Raw genomic sequence first — 20,584 nt, 5'->3', positions numbered from 1 at the left:
GATACTCGGCGGTAACCTCCCCGGCCATGACGACGGACATGCACCCTGCCCACTCGACCGGACCGGGGGACCGCGCGGCTCACCTGCGGTGGCAGCGCATGTGGAGCCATCGGGAGCAGTTGCTCAAGGTGGCCCGCCGCAGGTCCATGAGCGCGGAGGACGCCGAGGACGCCGTCCAGGAGGCCATGCTGCGCGGCGCGCAGAACGCCCACCTGGACGAGGCGCGGCTCGGCGCGTGGCTGACGACCGTGACCATGCGTCTCTGCGTCGACCGGCACCGGCAGGTCCGCCGGGAGGCCGAGGTGGGCAGCACGCCGAAGCTCATGGCCCCCGGCCCGGTCCCCGTCGAGGAGATCGTGTGCGACCGGGCGGAGGCGAGCTGGGTGGCGTACCGCAGCAGGGAACTGCCCGCCCGGCAGGCCGAGGCGCTCCGGCTGAAGTCGGAGGACCGGGACGTCGAACAGATCGCCCGGGAGATGGGCCTGAGCAGCAGGGCGGTCGAGTCCCTGCTGGCCAGGGCCCGGCGCACCCTGCGCAACTCGCTGGCCGGCACCCTCGCGCTCGCCCTGTGGCTGATCGGGCGCGGGCGGGATCAGGCCGGGCACGCCGGCCACGCGGGCGTCCCCGTCCAGGCCCTCGCCGCGACGTCGGCGGCGGCGGCCCTGGCCGTGGTGGGCCTGCTCGCCCCCTTCGCCTACGACCGGGACGCGCCGCGGCCCGGCCGCCCGGGCACGTCGGAGGCGGTGGGGGAGGAGAAGGCGGGGTTCGTGGCACCGTCCCCCGCGCCCTCGCCCTCCTCCGTTCCCCCCTCGCCTTCCTCGCCTTCCTCGCCTTCCTCCGCTTCTCCCGCGTCTTCCCCGCGGCCGGACGCGAAGGCCTCACCCACCGTCCTCCCGCCGGTGCCGGTGCCGACGCTCGTACCGGTGCGGATAGCCGTGCCCACGCAGGCCCCCGCGGCCGTGCCGGACGTGCCGGGGGTCCCCCTGCCGGAGGTGCCCGGCCCGCTGCCCTCCCGGCTGCCCGCCCCTCCGGCCACCCCCGCCGTACCGCCCGCGTCGCCGCCCCCGCTGCCGGCGGACCTGCCGCACCTCCCCGTGCACCCCTGATGTCGGCCACGTAAAAAAACTTCGTTCTCCCGCGACGGACCCGGCGCCCCTCGCCGTAGAGCAGACGTACGAGCTGCTCCCCGCTGAAGGGTGAACCGGATGGGTGTCGAGATCTGCGTGGAAGGGTTGACCAAATCCTTCGGACACCAGGTCATCTGGCAGGACGTCTCGCTGACGCTGCCCGCCGGCGAGGTGTCGGTCATGCTCGGGCCCTCGGGCACCGGGAAGTCGGTGTTCCTGAAGACGCTCGTGGGCCTGCTCAAGCCGGAACGCGGATCGATCCGGATCGCCGGACAGGACATCACCAAGCTCCGCGAGCACGACCTGTACGAGGTGCGCAAGCTCTTCGGCGTGCTGTTCCAGGACGGCGCCCTGTTCGGCTCCATGAACCTCTACGACAACATCGCCTTTCCGCTCCGCGAGCACACCCGCAAGCCGGAGAGCGAGGTCAGACGGATCGTCCTGGAGAAGATGGACATGGTCGGTCTGATCGGCGCGGAGGAGAAGCTGCCGGGCGAGATATCCGGCGGCATGCGCAAGCGGGCGGGCCTGGCGCGGGCACTGGTCCTGGACCCGGAGATCATCCTGTTCGACGAGCCGGACTCCGGTCTCGACCCGGTGCGCGTCGCCTATCTCAACCAGCTGATCGTCGACCTGAACGCGCAGATCGACGCCACCTTCCTGATCGTCACCCACGACATCGCCTCGGCCCGCCAGGTCCCCGACAACATCGGCCTGCTCTTCCGCCGCGAGCTGGTGATGTTCGGCCCGCGCGAGCAGCTGCTCACCAGCGACGAGCCGGTTGTACGGCAGTTTCTCAACGGCCGGATGGAGGGGCCGATCGGCATGGCCGAGGAGAAGGACGCCGCCCAGGTCGAGCAGGAGCTCGCGGGCCTCGACAGCGGGGACGACCTCCGCCCGGCGATGACTCCGAGGCTGCTGCCCAGCACCGGAGTCACCCGGCCGCCCCGCTGGCAGGCGATCGCCGACCGCGAGGCGGTCCTCCGCAAAAGGCAGGTGGCGGACGCGTGAGCCTCTCCCCGACCAGCGCCCTGCGCCACTCCGGCAGCCTCTTCGCCATGGCCCTGGACGTCCTGCGGACCCTTCCCCGACGCCCTTTCCAGGTGCGGGAGTTCATCCAGCAGGCCTGGTTCATCGCGAGCGTCACCATCCTGCCCACCGCCCTGGTCTCCATCCCCTTCGGCGCCGTCATCGCCCTCCAGATCGGCAGCCTGACCCGCCAGCTCGGCGCTCAGTCCTTCTCCGGCGCCGCCTCCGTGCTCGCCGTCCTGCGCGAGGCGTCGCCCATCGTCACGGCCCTGCTCATCGCCGGGGCCGGCGGCACCGCGATCTGCGCGGACCTCGGGGCGCGCAAGATCCGGGAGGAGATCGACGCCATGCAGGTCCTCGGCATCGACCCCATCCACCGCCTCGTCGTCCCCCGCGTGCTCGCCACCATGCTCGTGGCGGTCCTGCTCAACGGCCTCGTCTCCGTGGTCGGCGTGGCCGGAGGCTACTTCTTCAACGTCGTCCTGCAGAACGGCACCCCCGGCGCCTACCTGGCCTCCTTCACCACCCTCGCCCAGCTCTCCGACCTCTGGGCGGCCGAGCTGAAGGCGCTCGTCTTCGGCGCCATCGCCGCGATCGTCGCCTCGTACAAGGGGCTGACCGCCAAGGGCGGGCCGAAGGGCGTCGGCGACGCCGTGAACCAGTCCGTGGTCATCACGTTCATGTTGCTCTTCGTGACCAACTTCGTGCTGACCGCGGTGTACTTCCAAATCGTCCCGCAGAGAGGCTGAGTCGTGCGAGGACTTCTCGACCGCCCCTTGCGCTCCCTCGAGGAGCTGGGCACCCAGCTGGTCTTCTACGGCCGCTCCCTCGCCTGGACCGGCCGCACCCTGCGCCGCTACAAGAAGGAGGTCCTGCGGCTGCTGGCCGAGGTCAGCTTCGGCCGCGGCGCGCTCGCCGTCGTCGGCGGCACGGTCGGCGTCATCGCCTTCCTCTCCTTCTTCACCGGCACCGAGGTCGGCCTCCAGGGGTACGCGGCGCTCAACCAGCTCGGCACCTCCAACTTCGTGGCGTTCCTCTCCGCGTACTTCAACACCCGGGAGATCGCCCCGCTCGTCGCCGGGCTCGCGCTCTCCGCCACCGTCGGCGCGGGGTTCACCGCCCAGCTCGGCGCGATGCGGATCAGCGAGGAGACGGACGCGCTGGAGGTGATGGGCGTCCCGTCGCTGCCCTTCCTGGTCACCACGCGGATGATCGCGGGCTTCGTGGCGGTGATCCCGCTGTACGTCGTCGGCCTGCTCTCCTCGTACTTCGCCGCCCGGACCATCACCACCGGCTACTACGGGCAGTCGGCGGGGACGTACGACCACTACTTCCAGCAGTACCTGCCCCCGGTCGACGTGCTGTGGTCCTTCGGCAAGGTGATCGTCTTCGCCCTCGTGATCATCCTGGTCCACTGCTACTACGGCTACTACGCGAGCGGCGGCCCGGCGGGCGTCGGCGTCGCCGTCGGCCGCGGCGTGCGGACCTCCATCGTGGCCGTCAACCTCCTCGACTTCTTCCTCAGCCTGGCCATCTGGGGCGCCAACACGACCGTACGGATAGCGGGGTAGGGCCGATGCGTCGCACCATCAGACTGAGGCTGTACGGGATCGTCTTCGTCACCTCCATCGCCCTGCTGCTCTCGCTCTCCGTCGCGGTCTACCAGCAGGCGTTCACCCCCGTCGTACGGATCACCCTGGAGGCCGACACCCTCGGCAACCAGCTCGAACCCCGCGCCGACGTCAAGCTGCGCGGCCTCCTCGTCGGCGAGGTCCGCGAGGTGCGGGCCGACGGCGAGAAGGCGACGCTCGGCATCGCGCTCAAGCCCGAGCACGTCACCCTCATCCCGGCCGACGTCCACGCCCGGCTGCTGCCGAAGACCCTGTTCGGGGAGAAGTACGTCGATCTGGTGGCGCCGCCCGGCAAACCCTCGGCGCGGCACATCCGCGCGGGCGACGTCATCACCCAGGACCGCACCACGGTCGGCATCGAGCTGCAGCGGCTGATGAACGACCTGCTGCCGCTGCTCCGTACCGTGCAGCCCGCCAAGCTCAACGCCACCCTCTCCGCGTTCGCCACCGCGCTCGAAGGGCGTGGTGACGACATCGGGGAGAACCTCACCCGCCTCGACGCCTATCTGCGCCGGCTCAACCCGCACCTGCCGTCCCTCAAGGAGGACATCTCGCGCTTCGCCGACGTGGCCGAGGTGTACGGCGAGGCCGCGCCCGACCTGCTGCGGATCCTGGACAACACGCTCACCACCAGCCGCACGGTCGTCGAGAAGCAGGACCAGCTCTCCTCGCTGCTCGGCTCGACCACCACCGCCGCGAGGACCACGAAGGGCGTACTCGACGAGAACGCCGACCGGATCATCACCCTGGGGCGCGTCTCCCGCCCCACCCTCGCGCTCTTCGCCCGCTACTCCCCGGAGTACCCCTGTCTCCTGGCCGGACTCGTACGCCAGGAAGCGGCGTCCGAGGAGGCGTTCAAGGGCGGGAAGATGCGCATCACCCTGGAGTTCGTCCGCCCCCGACCCCCGTACCGACCCGGCGAGGAACCGCGCTATGCCGACCGCTCAGGCCCGAACTGCCGAGGACTGCCCCACCCCCACGTACCGGCTCCTCCGGTCAAGCTCGACGACGGCACGTCGGCGGAGAGTTCGGCCGCTCCCGGCTCTCCGGCCGGGCCGGTCTCCGGCACGCCGGCCGAACACCGCGCCGTCGCCTCGCTGGTGGCACCCGTCATGGGCGTGGCCGCGGACGACGTCCCGGCCGTCGCCACCCTTCTCTTCGGCCCGCTGGCACGGGGAACGGCGGTGAGTCACGCGTGAACGCCCGCTCCACAGCACCGCAGCTGACCAAGCTCGGCGTCTTCGCCGTGGTGACGATCGCGGCGACCGCGCTCCTGGCCGCCACCATCGTCAATCTCTCCTTCACTCCCAAGGAGACGTACACCGCCGTCTTCAGCGACGTCACGAGCCTGGAGGAGGGCGACGACATCCGGGTCGCGGGCGTCCGCGTCGGTGAGGTCGAGGAGATCCGGATCAAGGACCGGACCCTGGCCGAGGTCACCTTCACCGTCTCCCGTGACCGCCCCCTGCTCACCAGCACCCGCGCCGTCATCCGCTACCGCAGCCTGGTCGGGCAGCGGTACATCGCGCTGACGGAAGGGGCGGGGAACGGCAGGCGGCTCGACCCGGGCGGCCGGATCCCGCTCTCCCGCACCGAACCGGCCCTCGACCTCAACGCGCTCCTGAACGGCTTCAAGCCGCTGTTCGCCGCGCTGAGCCCCGAGGACGTCAACCAGCTCGCCACCGAGATCGTCAAGACCCTTCAGGGGGAGGGCGGCACGGTCCGCAGCCTGCTCGCGCACACCGCCTCGCTCACGACGACGCTGGCCGAACGCGACAAGCTGATCGGCTCGGTCATCACCCACCTCAACACCGTGCTGACGACCGTGGACCGGCGCAGCACCCGCTTCTCGGACCTGATCACGCAGCTGCAGCGGCTGATCTCCGGCCTCTCGGCGGACCGCAAGCCCATCGGTGAGTCGCTGGCCGGCATTGACGCTCTGGCGGCGGCCACGTCGGGCCTCCTCAAGGACGCCCGGCCGCCCCTGAAGACCGACATCGCCGAACTGGCCCGCCTGACCGGCACCCTCAACGACCACGAGAAGACCGTGGAGGGCGTCCTGCAGAGGCTGCCGAACAAACTCGACAAGCTGACCGGCACCGCGTCGTACGGCTCCTGGTTCAACTTCTACCTCTGCGACTTCGACGGCCGGATCGTGCTGCCGAGGACGAACGAGGTCATCACCCCCGAACTCCACGTCGCCCGGGCGAGGTGCGGACGATGATCCCCTTCCGCGAACGCAACCCCGTGGTGATCGGCGCCGCCGGCCTCACCACCCTCGCGCTGCTGATCGCCGCCGCGTTCAACGTGGAGAGCCTGCCGCTGATCCGCGGCGGGGACACCTACAGCGCGGCCTTCTCCGAAGCCGGCGGGCTGCGGCCCGGCGACGAGGTCCGGATCGCCGGCGTCAAGACCGGCAAGGTCGACGAGGTCGAGCTCGCCGGCGACCACGTCAAGGTGACCTTCCGGGTCGAGGGCGACCCGGAGCTCGGGGCCGGGACCGGCGCCTCCATCCGTATCAAGACGATCCTGGGCGCGAAGTACCTCGCCCTGGAGCCCAAGGGGTCCGGCCGGCTGGAGCCGGGAGCCGAGATCCCGCTGAGCCGGACCGTGCCCGCGTACGACGTGGTGGAGGCGTTCAGCGACCTCACGACCACCACCGAACAGATCGACAAGGAGCGCCTGGCCACCGCCCTGGACACCCTCTCCACCACCTTCGAGGACTCGCCGGCCGAGGTCAGGGCCTCCCTTCAGGGACTGTCGAAGATCTCCCGGACCGTGGCCTCCCGCGACCAGGCGCTGCGTGAACTGCTCGACCACGCCAACGGCGTCACCGGTGTACTGGCCGACAGATCGAGCCAGTTCACCACGCTGGTCAAGGACGGCGACAAGCTGTTCCGGGAGATCCACGCGCGGCGCCAGGTCATCCACGCGCTGCTGCGCAGCTCGGTCGCCCTCGGGATCCAGCTCTCCGGTCTCGTACGGGACAACCGTGCGGCGATCGGACCGGCCCTGACCCGGCTCAACACCGTGGTGAGGATGCTCGAACGCAACCAGGCGAGTCTCGACCGCAGCGTCCAGCTCCTCGCCCCCTTCGCCCGGGTCTTCACCAACACCCTCGGCAACGGCCGCTGGTTCGACAGCTACATCCAGAACCTGGTCGCACCCGCGCCGGTCGCCCCACGGACAGGAGGCTCACGATGACCAGGCGGACCGTTCGCCACGTCGCCCTGGCGACGCTCCTCGCGGTGGCCGCCGTCCTGGCCGTCGTCCACCTGTCCCGGGAGGACAGCGTCCGGGTGACCGCGTACTTCCCCCGTACGGTCGGCATCTACCCCGGCTCGGACGTACGCGTCCTCGGCGTCCGCATCGGCGAGGTCAAGGAGATCACGCCGGAGGGCGACCGGGTGCGCGTCGTGCTGGAGTACGCCGCCGAGCACAAGGTCCCGCCGGACGCCAAGGCCGCGATCATCAACTCCTCGGTGGTCAGCGACCGTTACCTCCAGCTGCTGCCCGTCCACCGCGGCGGCCCCGCGATGAGGAGTGGCGCCGTCATCCCCCTGCACCGCACGGCCGTGCCGGTCGAACTGGACCGCGTCTTCGACAGCCTGCGCACGACGTCGGACGCGCTCGGCCCCCAGGGCGCCAACAAGGACGGCTCGCTGTCCCGGCTCCTCGCCGTCAGCGCCGACAACCTCCAGGGCCAGGGCGGACAGCTGCACCAGACCGTCAAGGACCTCTCGCAGGCCGTCACCACCCTGTCGGACGGCCGGCAGGACCTGTTCGGGACCGTGCGGAACCTGCAGGTGTTCACCGCCGCGCTGGCGGCCGACGACGCCTCCGTCCGGTCGTTCAACGCCAGCCTCGCCCAGGTGGCCGAACAACTCGCCGGGGAGCGCAAGGACCTCGCCGCCGCGATCACCCACCTGGCGGCGGCGCTCGCCGACGTGTCCGACTTCGTGAAGAAGAACAAGAAGGCACTGACCGCGGACGTGAAGGGTCTCGCCAAGGTGACCAACGTGCTGGTCACCCAGCGCGCCGCCCTCGAAGAGCTCCTCGAAGTCGTCCCCGCCGGCCTCTCCAACCTCCAGAACGCCTACAACCCGGCCTCCGGAACGCTCGACACCCGCGGCAACCCCGAGCAGCTCCACGACCCGGCCGACCTGCTCTGCTCGCTGCTGAAGACGACGGGCGAGGAGGGCAAGGGGAAGGCCGCCGACTGCCGGAACCTGAAGAAGCTGTTCGACTCCCTGCCCGAGCTGCCCGAGGCCGACCCGGTCACCGGAGCGGCGCTCCCCGCGGCCGGAGCGCCCTCGACGGACAAGACCCTCGGCGGAATCCTGGAGGCCCGTACATGAGAGCTCCCCGTAAGGCCGCGCTGTGGGCCGCCGCCGGCTCGCTCCTGCTGACCACCGGCTGCGAGTTCAACGGCCTCTACGACGTTCCGCTGCCCGGCGGCGCCGCCGCCGACGGCGACAGCTACCGGGTCACGGTCGAGTTCCGCGACGTCCTCGACCTCGTACCGCAGTCCACGGTGAAGGTGAACAACGTCACCGTCGGCGCGGTCGAGAAGGTCGAACTGGTGGGCTGGCACGCGCGCGTGCGGCTGCGTGTCGCCGGATCGGTCACGCTCCCCGGCAACGCCGTCGCCGAACTGCGGCAGACCAGCATGCTCGGCGAGAAGTACGTGTCGCTGTCCGCGCCGCCGACCGGGAAGCCGGTCGGGAGGCTCACCGACGGCGCGAGGATCCCGCTGGCCCGCTCCGGCCGCAACCCCGAGATCGAGGAGGTCCTCTCCGCGCTGTCGGCCCTGCTCAACGGCGGTGGCGTCGCCCAGCTCAAGACCGTCACGACCGAGCTGAACAAGGCCCTGGAAGGCCGCGAGGACCGGGTCAGGTCCCTCCTCACCGAGCTCGACACCTTCATCGGCGGCCTCGACGCGCAGAAGAAGGAGATCGTCCGGGCGCTGGAGGGCATCGACAAGCTGTCCGCGACCCTCGCCAAGGAGAAGACGACGATCGCCCAGGCCCTCACCACCGTGCCGCCCGCGCTCAAAGTGCTCGCCGACCAGCGGACCAAGCTCACCGCCATGCTCACCTCGCTGTCGGCGCTCGGCACCACCGGCACGAAGGTGATCAACGCCTCGCGCGCCGACCTGATCGCCAACCTGCGCGCGCTCCAGCCGATCCTGCGGCAGTTGAACAAGGCCGGTGCCGACCTGCCCAACGCGCTGGAGCTCCTCACCACCTACCCCTTCCCGCGCAACGTCGTCGACGCGATCAAGGGCGACTACGTCAACCTCAAGGTCACCGCCGACCTCGACCTGCGCAGTGTGTACGGAAACCTGGCCGACGAACCCGCGTCTCCGGGGACGCCCACGAATCCGGGGACACCGTCCCAGCCGGGACTGCCGACCCAGCCGGGGCTTCCGGGACTGCCGGGGCTCCCCGACCCCGCTCTCCCCGGCGTTCCCGCCCCGGAGCTGCCCGGTGCTCCGCAGCCCTCCCGTACCCCCGGCACGCCGGTGCCCCCGGGGACGGGCGGCGGTGGAGACGCCGACCTCGGCTGCCTGCCGCTCTGCGCCCCCACCGACCCCGTCGCGTACCGGCCGCAGGGCGACAGCCGCTTCCCGCCCGGCGTCGATGTCGCGCTCGCCGAGCTGCTGATGAAGGGGCTGGTCCTGTGATCACCCGTACGGTCAAGGCGCAGCTGCTCGCGTTCGCCCTGGTCACCGCGGTCGGCGTCTCCTACGTCGGCGCCGAGTACACCGGTCTCGTCGACCGGCTCCTCGACCGCGGATACACCGTACGGGCCGACTTCGCCGACTCCGGAGGCATCTACGAGGGGGCCGAGGTCACCTACCGGGGCGTCCCCGTCGGCCGCGTCGGCGACCTGCGCCTGACGGAGTCGGGCGGGGTGTCGGTGGCGCTCCTCCTGGAGGACTCCCCGAGGATCCCGGCGGACAGCCTCGCCGTGGTGGCCAACCGCTCGGCCGTCGGCGAGCAGTACGTGGATCTCCAGCCGCGCTCCGCGAGCGGCCCCGAACTGCGCGACGGCAGCACCATCCCGCGCCACCACACCCGCGTGCCGGTGCCCGCCACGGAGATGATCCTGAGCCTGGACCGGCTCGTCGAGTCGGTGGACAAGCGGGACCTGCGGGTCACCGTCGACGAGCTGGGCAAGGCGTTCTCCGGCACCGGTCCGCATCTGACCCGTCTGGTGGACTCGGGAAACGCGCTCGTCGAGTCGGCGTCCGGATCGCTGCCCGAGACGATCGCGCTGATCGAGGACTCCCGGAAGGTCCTGAAGACCCAGGCCGACCAGGGCTCCTCGATCACCTCCTTCTCCCGCGACCTCGCCGCGCTCACCGCCCAGTTGAAGGCGAGCGACGGAGACCTGCGCGCCCTCATGGGCAACGGGACCTCCGCCGCCCGCGAGGTGGAGTCGCTGATGAAGGACAACCGGCCTCACCTCCCGGTCCTGCTCGGCAACCTGATCAGCGGCGGCCAGATCACGCTCGCCCGGCTGCCCGGCGTGGAGCAGACGCTGGTCACCTTCCCCGTCGTCGTCTCCGGCAGCTACACCGTCGTCCCCGGCGACGGCACCACCCACTTCGGCCTCGTCGTCAACGCCGACGATCCCCCGCCCTGCCGCCAGGGGTACGGGACCCAGCGCCGCGACCCGGCCGACACCTCCGACCGGCCGGCGAACACCGGCGCCCACTGCGCCGCCCCACGCGGCGGCGAAACCTCCGTCCGGGGCGCCCAGAACGCCCCCGCTCCCGCGTCGAGCCGATCCGTGCGGATGGGCTCCACGGGCGGGGCAAAGACCGTATTCGGAAAGGACTCCTGGCAATGGCTGCTCGTGGGACCCATGGCATGAACGGCATGATCCGCGTACTCCTCACCCACGTGGCCCGGCCGCTGCGCCACCGCGGGACCGTCGCCGTCCTCGGCGTCCTGGCCGTGGCCCTGACGGCCGCCTCCGCGTGGCTCGGCCTGCGGGTGTACGAACGGCACGAGGAGGACCGGCGGAACCAGGACATCCTGGCCGCCGCCCGCCAGTCGGCGCTCAACTTCACCTCGCTGGACCACCGGCACTACGCCCGGGACAGCGAGAACGTCCTGAACGGCGCGACCGGGGACTTCAAGAAGCAGTTCGCGGCCCAGACCAAGCAGTTGACGAAGATCGTCGCCGACAACAAGTCGGTCTCCGAGGGACAGGTCCTCGACGCGGGCATCGCCCGGGCCGACGACCGGTCCGCACGCGTCCTGGTGGTGGCCGACAGCAAGGTCACCAACGTGGCCGCGCCCGAGGGCACGTCCCGCAACTACCGTCTTCAGCTCGACCTCGTCCGCGAGGACGGTCGCTGGCTGACGTCCAACGTCGAATTCGTCGGCTGACAGGAGACCCACCGTGGCGAACCAGACCCTCCGATCCGCGACCGTCCGCGCCGCCGCCAAGCGCGCCGAACGCGCCCGTCAGGCGGACGACAGCCGGCCCGGCTCCGACCGCGTCGAGCCGGCACGTACCGCTGAACGTACCGCTGAACGGGCCGAGGCGGCCGATGCCGCCGACACCGAACAGGCGGTCGGGCGGCGCCCCGGCATGCTCGGCGCGGTGCTCGCCGTCCTGGTCCTGCTCGCCGTGGCCGCCACGGCCACGCTCGGCTGGGAGTACCGCGAGGCCGACCGGACCGCCTCCGCGCGCACGGCCGCGCTGGCCGCGGCCCGGAAGGCGGCCCCGGCGATCCTGTCGTACGACTACCGCCACCTGGACCGCGACTTCGCCGCCGCCCGTGCCCACCTCACCGGCCCGTTCCTCGACGAGTACGGCAAGACGACCTCGACCGTGGTCGCCCCCACCGCCAGGACGTACCACGGCGTCGTCAAGGCCACGGTCGCCAAGCCCCCGACCGGCGACGCGGCCCCGGCGGCCTCGGTCGTGTCGGCCTCCCCGGAGAAGGTCGTGGTCCTGCTCTTCATGAACCAGGTCACCATCAGTACCCAGGTCGCCACACCCCGCCTCGACCTCAACCGCGTGCGGATGACGCTCGTACCCACCGAGCGGGGCTGGAAGGTGAGCGCCGTCGACGCGCTGTAGCGACCGTCCCGCCCTCCTCATACCGGCTGGGGGGCGAAGGGGCGCATCTCGTCCGTGCCGGGCTGGACGACGCCGTAGGTGCTCTCCGGGACCTCGTTCCAGGCGCCGGGGAGGTCACCGAGCGGTTCGGAGACGATGAGCCGGGTCTCCTCGGAGATGTCGCGGAGGAACGCGACATCGGGGTGGAGCTTGCGCAGGGCGTCCACCCGGCTGCTGTAGAACAGCGACCGGGAAGCGCGCCTGCTGGAGTAGCGGAAGGCCCACAGGCGTTCGCCGTTGGTCACCGCGAGCGTCATCTGGAGCGGGAAGTCCACGCCGTGGTCGTGGCCGACGTCCTCCACGACTCCCGCCATCCGGGCGACGGCGCCCGGCGGGTCCTTCTCGAGGCCGTAGGTGAGGGCCAGGTAGAACATCACCTCGGAGTCGGTCGTCCCCTCGATGCTCGAGAACAGCGTGGGGTCGACGAGCATCGTGAGGTCGCGGCGGACGAGGGAGAACTCGGCGATGGCTCCGTTGTGCATGAACATCCAGCGGCCGTACCGGAAGGGGTGGGAGTTCGACTGCTGCACGGCCGTGCCGGTGGACGCCCGGATGTGGGCGAAGAACAGCGGGGAGCGGACGTGATTGGCGATCTCCCGCAGATTGCGGTTGTTCCAGGCGGGGCCGATGTCCCTGATCAGCGCCGGGGTGGTGTCCTCCCGGGTGTACCAGCCGACGCCGAACCCGTCGCCGTTCGTGGTCTCCACACCCATCTTGGCGTGCAGGCTCTGATCGATCAGGGAGTGGTCGGGTTTGTACAGGATGGTGTCGAGCAGCATGGGCGTTCCCGAGTACGCGAGCCATCGGCACATGCATGATCACCTGCATCCCCGTGACCACCTGTATCCCTACAGCTCTCATTCTCGGCTCCCTCCCTGAGGGACGCCACGCGACCTCAGGGGCGCAGGGTCCCGCGGCGGACGCCCTCCAGGCGGGCGCCGGTCATGACCGCCCCTTCGGTCCTCGCCGCGATCAGCACGGCCGACGACAGGTCCGCCTCCGAGAGGTCCGCGTCCGTGAGGTCGGCCCCGACGAGCTTGGCGCCCCGCAGGGAGGCGCCCCGCAGGGACGTGCCGACCAGGCGGGCGCGGGAGAGGACGGCGTCGTCGGCGTGGACGCCGCTGAGGTCGGCCGCCGTGAGGTCGCACAGGCCGCCGTTCACCCGCGTCAGCGTCGCGTCGACCAGGGTCGCTCCGCGCAGGTCCGCGCCGGTCAGCGACGCGTCGGTGAGATCGCAGCCGGTCAGCGCGCAGCCGCGCAGATCGGCGTAGCCGAGGTGGACGCCCGTCAGGTCCGTGCCCGAGAGGTCGGCCCCCGCCAGCGGGATGCCGGCCAGGTCGTTGTCGGTGCCCCACGGCTGGGTCCAGTCACGCAGCAGGCCGCGCCAGTCCCCGCCCCCGGTCAGGGCGTCCCGGACGGCGGCGAGGACCGAGCCGTTCTCGGGCCGGGCCCACCGCTCCCGTACCTCGGTCGCGTGACTGTTCTCGTCGAATGCGTCGGACGCGTCGGACGCGTCGGACGCGTCGGAGGGAGGGGTCATGCGTCAGGCGTTCCGTTCGTCTCGTTCCGTCACCGGTTCTGGATCTGATGCAGGAAGCCTTTCACACGGTCCAGGTGGTAGACGGTCTCGTCGTGCTTCTTGAGGAGGACCTCGAGACCTCGTTCGGTCATACCTTCCGGCAGCCGCTCCATCTCCTTCCAGAGGATCTTGCGGACGTTCTCCAGTCCCTGCTGCGCCTGGGTGAGGTCCTGGACGTGGTCGAAAGGCGTCCCGTCCGCCTTGCGCGCCACCACCTCGCCCGCCGCCTCACGCCGGGCCGCCGAGTAGTGGTTGTGGTTCGGATCGGAGTTGATGCGGCCGATCGGGTCCTCCTTGATGTTCTCCAGTTTCTGGATGGCGGCCATCGCGTCGTCGCTGAGGCCCAGTCCGCGGTACGGCGAGAGGCCCAGCGGGTCGGACCAGGTGAACGGGTTGTGGACGTACGCGGCCGGGTTGGGCGCCGGGGTGAGGCCCAGCGGGTCCGGTGTGAGGTAGCGGGCGGTCTCCGGGTCGTACTGCCGGAAGTAGTTGTGGTGGAGGCCGGTCTCCGGGTCGTAGTACTGGCCCGGGAAGCGCAGCGGCGTGTAGGCGGTGGCGCCCCTGTTCCAGGTCGTGGTGCCCCAGAGCGTGGCGCGGTTGTGCCAGGCCACCTCGCCCGTTTCGTCGACGAGTTCGGTGGGGGTGCCCACGAGGTCCGTGGCGATCGCGAAGAAGCGCTCGTCGACCGCCTCCTGGGAGGCGTCCGCTGCGAGCATCCGCTCCGTCTGGGCGAGCGGCCGGGCGTGACGGTGGTCCCAGGTCAGGACGACCGGCCGGGGCAGCTCCGGGGCGGTGGAGGTCTGTTCGCACAGGGTCGAGCCGTCCCAGGTGAACCGGACCTCCTCGACGACCGTCTCGCCGTCGTCGGCCAGCCGCTGTTTCGCGGTACGGCGGCCCAGCGGGTCGTACCGGTAGCGCCACCTGGTCCCGTCGGGGGTGACGACGGCCGTCAGGCGGTCCTCGGCGTCCCAGGTGTACCACCACGTGTCGGGCTTCCGGGACAGCCTGGTGCGCCGGCGCAGTGTGATCCGGCCACCGAGGTCGTGCTCGTACCGCACTGCTCCGGCCCGGGTGATGGTGGTTCCGGTGTAGCTCCGCGGGCCGGTCGCCTCGTGGCCGGGGTGGCCGTCCGGCCAGGACGCCAGGGTCTGGTTGCCGGCCGGGTCGTAGGTGTACGCCTCCGCCCAGTTCGCCGCGGTCACCGTCGTCACCCGGCCCGCGGCGTCGAGGCCGTACCGGAAGGAGCCGCGCAGCGCGTCGTCGAGCGCGGTGAGGTGGCCGTCGGCGCGGTAGGTGTACGCGCGGCGGTTGACCGTGCGGGCGCCGGCGGTGAGGTGCTGTCCCACCAGCCGGCCGGTCTCGTCCCACGTCGACGCCAGCGCGAGCGTGTCGCCGAAGACGCGCCGCAGCTCGCGTCCCGCCGCGTCGTGGGCGAAGGCGATCCGGTGCGTACCGCTGGTCAGATCGGTGAGGCGACCGGACGCGTCGTAGCCGTAGGTGGTGACGTGCCCGGTGGGGGTGACCCGGCGCGAGCGGCGCCCCGCGGCGTCGTAGCCGTACGTGAGGGGTCGGCCGTCGACGAGTTCCGCCTTGAGGTTGCCGCGGCGGTCGTACTGCCGCACCAGCTGGCAGTCCGGGCCGGCGGCCTGGATCATCCGCCCGGCACGGTCGTACGCGTAGGTGGTGACGGCGCCCGCCGCGTCCTTCCGGACGACCCGGTCGAGCGCGTCCCGCTCGTACGACACCGTCTCGCCGGTCGGGTTCCGCCGGGCCGTCACCTGCCCGACCGCGTCGAGGGTGTAGTCGACGGTACGCCCGTCGAAGTCGGTCTCGGACACCATCCGGCCGGCCCGGTCGTAGGTGTAGGACCAGGTCAGGCCTTGCGGGTCGGTGACCTCGGTGAGGCGTAGCGCCGCGTCGTACGCGAAGGTGTGGCGTGCGCCGTCCGGGCCGGTGCGGGCGGCGAGCAGGTCGAAGTGGGTGTAGGCGAAACGTGTCGTCAGGCCCGCCGGGTCGGTGTGGGCGGTGCAGTTGCCCTCGCCGTCGTACTCCCACGACTCGGTGCTGCCGTCGGGGCGGGTACGTCTGGCCAGTTCGCCGTCGGGGGACCACTCGAGGGTGGTGACGGCGCCGAGGGGATCCACGATGCGGGTGAGCCGGCCGAAGGCGTCGCGCTCGCACCGGGTGGTGCCGCCGGGAGTCTCCCCACCGGCGGCGGGGGAGGGCTCGGTGACCTCCAGGGGCAGTCCGGCCGGGTCGCAGCGGAACGTGGTCACGGCTCCCAGGCTGTCGACGGAGGAGACGAGATGGCCGCGGTCGTCGTACGCGTATCGAGTGGTGAGGCCCGCGGCGTCCGTGACGGCCGTGAGGTTGCCCCGGTCGTCGAACTCCTGACGTACCGTCGCCCCGTCCGCGTCGGTGAACTCCACCGGAAGGCCCCGCTCGTCGCGGACGGTGCCGATCCGGCTGCCGTCGGCGCGGACGACCGAGAGCAGCCGGCCCTCCTCGTCGTACGAGAACGCGGTCGTACGGCCCAGCGCGTCGGTACGGGTCAGGAGGTTTCCGCGGGCGTCGTGGGTGAAGCGGGTGGTGTGACCGAGGGGATCGGTGGTGGCCACGACGCGGCAGGCGCCGTCGATGAGATGGCGGATGACGCGGCCGTCGGCGGTGGTCAGCGTGGTGACCCGGTGGCCCGTCGCGGGGTCGGGGAGGCCGTACGAGAGGGTGAGCTGGACGTGGCCGGCCTGGCCGCCCTCGCCGATCACCCGGTCGAGATCGTCGTACGCGTAGTCGTAGCGGCTGTCGTTGGAGTCGATCCAGGTGATCACCCGGCGCCGGTCGTCGTACGCGAAGGTGAGGGTGGCGCCCGAGGGTTTGGTGACAGCCGTGAGATTGCCGTCCGTGTAGCCGTAGCGCATGACCTCCTGCGCGGTGCCGTCGGGGAGCCGCAGGGCCAGGCCGGTCACCAGACCGTCCTGCGTCGCGACGGCGAGGTGGTAGCCCGCCGAGTGGACCAGGGCGAACGGTGTGCCGTCCTCGGCGCGGTCGAGGGTGACGCGGTGGCCGTTGCGGTCGGTGATCCGGGCGAGCCAGGCCTCTCCGTCGCCGCCCGGCTCGGCACCGGACGGCGCGGTGAAGTGGCGGGCAAGCCCGCTCCCCGGGTCGGTGAGCGTGTAGTCGCCGCTCTCGTCGCGCGTCAGGATCCGGCGCACGGTGCCGGACTCGGGGAGCGTGGCCACCCCGGGTACGGGATGCGGGTAGGTGAGCAGGAGGCCGTCGTCGGTGACATGGACGACACCGCGCGCGTCGATCTCCAGGTGTTCGTCCACGGTGGAGGACCAGGACGGGCCGAAGAAGCGCCCGGCGGTGTACCCGGACTCGACGCGCCGGGTGAAGGCGAGCGGCAGCGTGCCGGGCAGGACGACATCGGTCTGGGGCAGGAACATCCGGCCCGAGGCGAGGTCGACGGGGTCGGTCTCGTCGACGAGCCGCTGGCCGTCGGTCCGGTTGTGCGTGCCGTCGGGAGCGTTGTCGAGCAGCCTGCGGGCCCGGTTGGCGTCGCCGGCGATGTCCGCCGCCTCCGCGGCGACGCGCACGCCCTTGACGGCGCCCCCGGCACCGCCGGTCGCCGCGGTCAGCAGCGCGTCGGGGACGAGCCGGCCGAACCCCTCCGCGGGGTCCTTCATGAAGTTGTCGAGCATCTGCTTGCCCGTGCCCCACGGGTCGTTGGCGGCCAGGACCAGACCGGAGGCCAGGCTGTTCAGACTGGTGACGTACTCCGCCGGATGCGTGAGGTTGTACGGGTCGGTCGGGTTGACGCTCCGTACGAAACTGACCAGGCCGGCGGTGCCTTTGACGATGCCGGCACCGAAGTGGGTCTGCATCACCTGCAGTTCTTCCAGGCCGTCCATGGCCTGTTCGCCGTACGAGGGCTTGGCGGGGGCCGCGTCCCTCGCGGCCCGTACGGCGGTGCGCGCGGTCTCCGCCGCGGAGTTGCGCTGCTTGCGGGCCTCGGCGAGGATCTCCTGTGCCTCCTCCATCTGCGCCTTGCCCGGATCGCTGAAGGCGCCCGGCTTCGGCGGCAGCGAGGACGGGTCCCGCTTGTCGGACGGCTGGGCGTTGTACCGGTCGACCGCCTTGTTGTAGTCGTCGACCCGCTTGTTGTGCGCGTCGGCCGCGTCCGCGGACGCCTTGGTGCCGGCCTTCCACTTGTCGATGGCGGTCTGGGCCTGCCCCTGGGCCCACTCCACCGTCAGGGCGAAGCTCGCGAGCGCGTCGGCGGCCTTCCCGAAGGCGTCCGCGCCCTTGAACCACTTCGGTGGTTCGATCGCCACGCTCTCGCGGAACGCGTCCGCGGCCTCACCCTTGACGGCGGACGAGTCGAGACCCTTGAGGCCCTTGCCCACCTGGTCGAACGAGGACTGGAGGTCGCGCAGGTGAGAGGCGGTCGAGCGGAGCTTGGCCGGACTGCCGTAGATCAACTTGGTCTTGTCCTCGGTCTGCCCGAGGTCCATCTCGTCGACCTCGGCGCCCATCCGGTTGGCCACCGAGCGGGACTGCTCGCGCACCCAGTCCGCCCCGGACTCCCAGCCCACGTCCTCCAGCCGGTCGGCGGTCCAGTTGCCGGCGTCCTCGACGCGGTTGCCGACCCACTCCACACCGTCCTCGACCGCGTCCTCGACGACGTCCGGGGTGATGTCGCTGACGAAATCTCCGAAGCCCACGGCTCAGTTCCCCCCGGTGTCACGCTGCTGGGCGGCCCTCTCCTGGGGAGACGGGCCGAAGGTGTCGTCCACGGCACGGTCGAAGGCGGCCTGGTCCACGCCGAGGGCCTCGTTGAGGATGCGCGACTGGCGGCCGCCGTTGCCCTCCGTGAGCACGGTGCGGCCGGTGTCCTTCCACGTCTGCTCGATGTCGTCCCCGGCGCGCTCGAACGACTCGGGGCTCCAGTCGGGGTTCAGATAGTCGGGGGTGAACACATCGCCCCAGTTCTGCTTGACGATGTCCGCCTCGGAGGCGTGCGGATTGCCCACGGCGGCGTTCACCGCGATCTTGAACGTGCCCTGGAGGTACTGGTCCTCCTCCCAGACGAGCCCGGCCGAAAGGCCCAGCGCCGCCGCGAGCGTGTTGGCGTCCTGGAGCAAGGCCCGCACGCCCCACTCCCAGCGCTCGCAGTAGTCCTCGAAGTCCGCCGACAGACCGTGGTGCCCGGCCTCCATGCCGGTCATCGCCAGGTCCGAGAACCCCTTGCCGAGCACGGCACCCGTACCCGTGCCGATGTCGCGCAGTTCGGCCATCGCCGACCGGATGCCCTGCGTGATGCGGTTGACGCTCTCCGCGTCGAACCGGAGGTCCTCGCGGCCGCCACTGCCGCCCATCAGGCCCCGCCCTCGGCCGGCGCGTCCACCGCGACGGCGTCCGGCACGATGCCGCGGACCGGCGGGAAGACCATGGACCCGTCCGGATCGGCGATGTCGACGGCCACACCGGCGGGTACGCCCATGGCGGGGACGATCTCGTCGAGCAGGCGCGCGCCTCGCATCCGGGCGAACTCCCAGGAACGGCCCGTCTCCCGCCCGTCGCCGGTGTCCCGGGCGCGGGCGAACCGGGCCAGCGCGGCCTCTTCGGTGAAGGCGCAGATCCAGCGCACCCCGCCGGACTCCGCTGTCCACAGACCGCCCGCCTCGACGGGGACGAGGACCAAGGCCCGGCGGAACTCCCCGACCATGGCCATGGGCTCACCCGCCCCGTCGCGCCGCTCGGCGATCAGCTCAGCGAGCGCCGTACCGTCCGTCATCGGCTCCCCCTCAAAAAATGACTGGGAATCTGCGTGGGGACTCTGCCCGAACTCGTTCTTAGGACACCACACATGAGGCTGATGGTTCCCAAGGTTGAAGTTCCCCGTGTCAGACCCAGTTGACCTCGGCCCGGGCCAGCAGCGGATCGTCGACCAGCTCCCACAGCGGTACCGCGAAGTTGCCGAGCCGGTAGCGGCCGCCGAAGTGCAGGCCGAGCACCCGGTGGTCGGCGAGGTCGAGGACGGGGGAGCCGCTGTTGCCGCCCAGGGTCGAGCAGTCGTGCTTCATCACCAGGCCGCCGGGGGTGAACTCCGTCGCCGTGCCGGGCTGGAGCCGCTTCACGTTGTAGACGTCCATGAAGATCCGCCGCATCGACTCGGGCTCGTTGCGGCGCCCGTCCCAGGCCGGGTAGCCGATGACGTACACCGGCCGCCCGGGCAGGGTCGCGGGCGCGTCGGCGGCCACCGCGAGCGGGGCGGGCAGCGGGGCGCCGTCGGGCGGCACGACCCGCAGCAGGGCCATGTCGACGTCCGGATGGACGCCGATCACCTCGGTGATCTCGTACGGGGGCGGTGCGGCGGCCGTTGACCCAGGGCCCGGTGCGAGGCCGGGCGCGAGGCCTGGTGCGAGGCTGGGTACGAGGCCGGGTGCGAGGCCGGGTGCGAGGCCCGGTCCCGGGGCCTGGGCGGCGGGGAGCTCCTCGCCGGGGTCCACGCGGGCGGACATGCCCTGCTGGAAGGACCAGCCCGCCTCCTCGGCGCGGCTGAACTCCACGGCCACGTGCCGGTTGGTCATCACCGTCCGCGGGCCCACCAGGAACGCCGTGCCGACCCAGTCCAGGCTCGGATGGCCCGTCACCTCCACGCGCCCGACCCGGGCGAGCGCGTCGCGGATCGCGGCCCGGCCGGCGTCCAGCGGCGCCGACCAGTCGCCCTCGGGCGCGACGAAGTCCTGCCCCTGGACCAGGAGGGCGGGCCTGCCCTCCAGGAGGACGATCGCCTCCACGCCGAAGTACTCGTCCTCGTCGATCTCGTCCGCGCGGTTCCCGGCCAGTTTCTCCAGGCCCGTGACCCCGGCCTCCAGGACCCGGGCCCGTTCCTCCTGCGCGAAGCGGGAGATCTGGTCCGCGGGCGCATCCTGCGCCGAGGACTCCTCCACCGACTCGGAGATCTCCTCCTCCAGGTGCCTGCGCACCCGTTCGGCGACGCCCCGCAGGTTGTCGAAGACCTGACCGGGCTCGGTCGCGACCGGTGATCCGTACGGCATCTCCCGCCACCT

Annotated in this window: 18 protein-coding genes; 12 read left to right on the top strand and 6 right to left on the bottom strand. The window is 71.5% G+C overall.

Annotation, left to right across the window (positions count from 1 at the left end; translation table 11 throughout):
- Positions 1-26: 26 nt before the first annotated feature.
- From ACF06X_RS07655 to ACF06X_RS07600, 12 genes are all read left to right on the top strand, one after another.
- Positions 27-1,106, top strand: a complete 1,080-nt coding sequence (locus ACF06X_RS07655; protein ID WP_392286301.1) for an RNA polymerase sigma factor — start codon at positions 27-29, stop codon at positions 1,104-1,106.
- 99 nt (positions 1,107-1,205) lie between these two features.
- Positions 1,206-2,138, top strand: a complete 933-nt coding sequence (locus tag ACF06X_RS07650) for an ABC transporter ATP-binding protein (protein ID WP_392286300.1) — start codon at positions 1,206-1,208, stop codon at positions 2,136-2,138.
- Complete coding sequence (locus ACF06X_RS07645; RefSeq protein WP_392286299.1) at positions 2,135-2,905, top strand: MlaE family ABC transporter permease; 771 nt, start codon at positions 2,135-2,137, stop codon at positions 2,903-2,905. The genes ACF06X_RS07650 and ACF06X_RS07645 overlap by 4 nt, the downstream gene beginning before the upstream one ends.
- A 3-nt stretch (positions 2,906-2,908) precedes the next feature.
- Positions 2,909-3,727 carry an MlaE family ABC transporter permease gene (locus ACF06X_RS07640; RefSeq protein WP_392286298.1) on the top strand — a complete coding sequence of 273 codons (819 nt, stop codon included), beginning with the start codon at positions 2,909-2,911 and terminating at the stop codon, positions 3,725-3,727.
- A gap of 5 nt (positions 3,728-3,732) precedes the next feature.
- Entirely contained in the window at positions 3,733-4,986 is a 1,254-nt protein-coding gene (locus ACF06X_RS07635) for an MCE family protein (protein WP_392286297.1), read from the top strand.
- The gene (locus tag ACF06X_RS07630) at positions 4,983-6,011 is read left to right on the top strand and encodes an MCE family protein (RefSeq protein ID WP_392286296.1); all 1,029 of its coding nucleotides are present in this window, start codon (positions 4,983-4,985) and stop codon (positions 6,009-6,011) included. The genes ACF06X_RS07635 and ACF06X_RS07630 overlap by 4 nt, the downstream gene beginning before the upstream one ends.
- Positions 6,008-6,991, top strand: coding sequence for an MCE family protein (locus tag ACF06X_RS07625; RefSeq protein WP_392286295.1), 984 nt, complete (start codon positions 6,008-6,010; stop codon positions 6,989-6,991). Before ACF06X_RS07630 ends, ACF06X_RS07625 begins: the two co-directional genes overlap by 4 nt.
- Positions 6,988-8,145: an MCE family protein gene (locus ACF06X_RS07620; protein WP_392286294.1), complete on the top strand. Its 1,158-nt coding sequence runs from the start codon at positions 6,988-6,990 to the stop codon at positions 8,143-8,145. The genes ACF06X_RS07625 and ACF06X_RS07620 overlap by 4 nt, the downstream gene beginning before the upstream one ends.
- A complete protein-coding gene (locus tag ACF06X_RS07615) occupies positions 8,142-9,473 on the top strand; it encodes an MCE family protein (RefSeq protein ID WP_392286293.1) in 1,332 nt (443 codons plus the stop codon). The genes ACF06X_RS07620 and ACF06X_RS07615 overlap by 4 nt, the downstream gene beginning before the upstream one ends.
- Positions 9,470-10,669 carry an MCE family protein gene (locus ACF06X_RS07610; RefSeq protein ID WP_392286292.1) on the top strand — a complete coding sequence of 400 codons (1,200 nt, stop codon included), beginning with the start codon at positions 9,470-9,472 and terminating at the stop codon, positions 10,667-10,669. Before ACF06X_RS07615 ends, ACF06X_RS07610 begins: the two co-directional genes overlap by 4 nt.
- Positions 10,670-10,674: 5 nt before the next feature.
- Positions 10,675-11,190, top strand: coding sequence for a hypothetical protein (locus ACF06X_RS07605; protein WP_392286291.1), 516 nt, complete (start codon positions 10,675-10,677; stop codon positions 11,188-11,190).
- Between the two features lie 13 nt (positions 11,191-11,203).
- A complete protein-coding gene (locus ACF06X_RS07600; RefSeq protein ID WP_392286290.1) occupies positions 11,204-11,890 on the top strand; it encodes a hypothetical protein in 687 nt (228 codons plus the stop codon).
- A gap of 17 nt (positions 11,891-11,907) precedes the next feature.
- On the opposite strand, the gene ACF06X_RS07595 is transcribed toward ACF06X_RS07600, so the two are convergent.
- The 6 genes from ACF06X_RS07595 to ACF06X_RS07570 form a co-directional block, all read right to left on the bottom strand.
- Complete coding sequence (locus ACF06X_RS07595) at positions 11,908-12,741, bottom strand: class II glutamine amidotransferase (protein WP_392286289.1); 834 nt, start codon at positions 12,739-12,741, stop codon at positions 11,908-11,910.
- Positions 12,742-12,824: 83 nt separating this feature from the next.
- Positions 12,825-13,469 (bottom strand): pentapeptide repeat-containing protein, encoded by a 645-nt coding sequence (locus tag ACF06X_RS07590; protein ID WP_392286288.1) that lies wholly within the window; start codon positions 13,467-13,469, stop codon positions 12,825-12,827.
- 29 nt (positions 13,470-13,498) lie between these two features.
- Complete coding sequence (locus ACF06X_RS07585) at positions 13,499-18,232, bottom strand: putative T7SS-secreted protein (protein WP_392286287.1); 4,734 nt, start codon at positions 18,230-18,232, stop codon at positions 13,499-13,501.
- Positions 18,233-18,235: 3 nt separating this feature from the next.
- The gene (locus tag ACF06X_RS07580) at positions 18,236-18,886 is read right to left on the bottom strand and encodes a hypothetical protein (RefSeq protein ID WP_392286286.1); all 651 of its coding nucleotides are present in this window, start codon (positions 18,884-18,886) and stop codon (positions 18,236-18,238) included.
- The gene (locus ACF06X_RS07575; RefSeq protein WP_392286285.1) at positions 18,886-19,305 is read right to left on the bottom strand and encodes an SseB family protein; all 420 of its coding nucleotides are present in this window, start codon (positions 19,303-19,305) and stop codon (positions 18,886-18,888) included. Before ACF06X_RS07575 ends, ACF06X_RS07580 begins: the two co-directional genes overlap by 1 nt.
- Positions 19,306-19,414: 109 nt before the next feature.
- The gene (locus ACF06X_RS07570; protein ID WP_392286284.1) at positions 19,415-20,572 is read right to left on the bottom strand and encodes a trypsin-like serine peptidase; all 1,158 of its coding nucleotides are present in this window, start codon (positions 20,570-20,572) and stop codon (positions 19,415-19,417) included.
- Positions 20,573-20,584 lie beyond the last annotated feature (12 nt).

This window comes from Streptomyces sp. NPDC015346 (assembly GCF_043078785.1).
Lineage (GTDB): Bacteria > Actinomycetota > Actinomycetes > Streptomycetales > Streptomycetaceae > Streptomyces.
The sequence above is the reverse complement of the archived record's forward strand: the minus strand, read 5'-3'. Positions and strand labels throughout refer to the sequence as shown.

Bases quoted from the DNA above. Each gene is read 5' to 3' on its own strand.
- ACF06X_RS07655 (WP_392286301.1), top strand. From the start codon at position 27: ATGACGACGGACATGCACCCTGCCCACTCGACCGGACCGGGGGACCGC.
- ACF06X_RS07650 (WP_392286300.1), top strand. From the start codon at position 1,206: ATGGGTGTCGAGATCTGCGTGGAAGGGTTGACCAAATCCTTCGGACAC.
- ACF06X_RS07635 (WP_392286297.1), top strand. From the start codon at position 3,733: ATGCGTCGCACCATCAGACTGAGGCTGTACGGGATCGTCTTCGTCACC.
- ACF06X_RS07625 (WP_392286295.1), top strand. From the start codon at position 6,008: ATGATCCCCTTCCGCGAACGCAACCCCGTGGTGATCGGCGCCGCCGGC.
- ACF06X_RS07620 (WP_392286294.1), top strand. From the start codon at position 6,988: ATGACCAGGCGGACCGTTCGCCACGTCGCCCTGGCGACGCTCCTCGCG.
- ACF06X_RS07615 (WP_392286293.1), top strand. From the start codon at position 8,142: ATGAGAGCTCCCCGTAAGGCCGCGCTGTGGGCCGCCGCCGGCTCGCTC.
- ACF06X_RS07605 (WP_392286291.1), top strand. From the start codon at position 10,675: ATGATCCGCGTACTCCTCACCCACGTGGCCCGGCCGCTGCGCCACCGC.
- ACF06X_RS07595 (WP_392286289.1), bottom strand. From the start codon at position 12,741: ATGTGCCGATGGCTCGCGTACTCGGGAACGCCCATGCTGCTCGACACC.
- ACF06X_RS07590 (WP_392286288.1), bottom strand. From the start codon at position 13,469: ATGACCCCTCCCTCCGACGCGTCCGACGCGTCCGACGCGTCCGACGCA.
- ACF06X_RS07580 (WP_392286286.1), bottom strand. From the start codon at position 18,886: ATGGGCGGCAGTGGCGGCCGCGAGGACCTCCGGTTCGACGCGGAGAGC.
- ACF06X_RS07575 (WP_392286285.1), bottom strand. From the start codon at position 19,305: ATGACGGACGGTACGGCGCTCGCTGAGCTGATCGCCGAGCGGCGCGAC.
- ACF06X_RS07570 (WP_392286284.1), bottom strand. From the start codon at position 20,572: ATGCCGTACGGATCACCGGTCGCGACCGAGCCCGGTCAGGTCTTCGAC.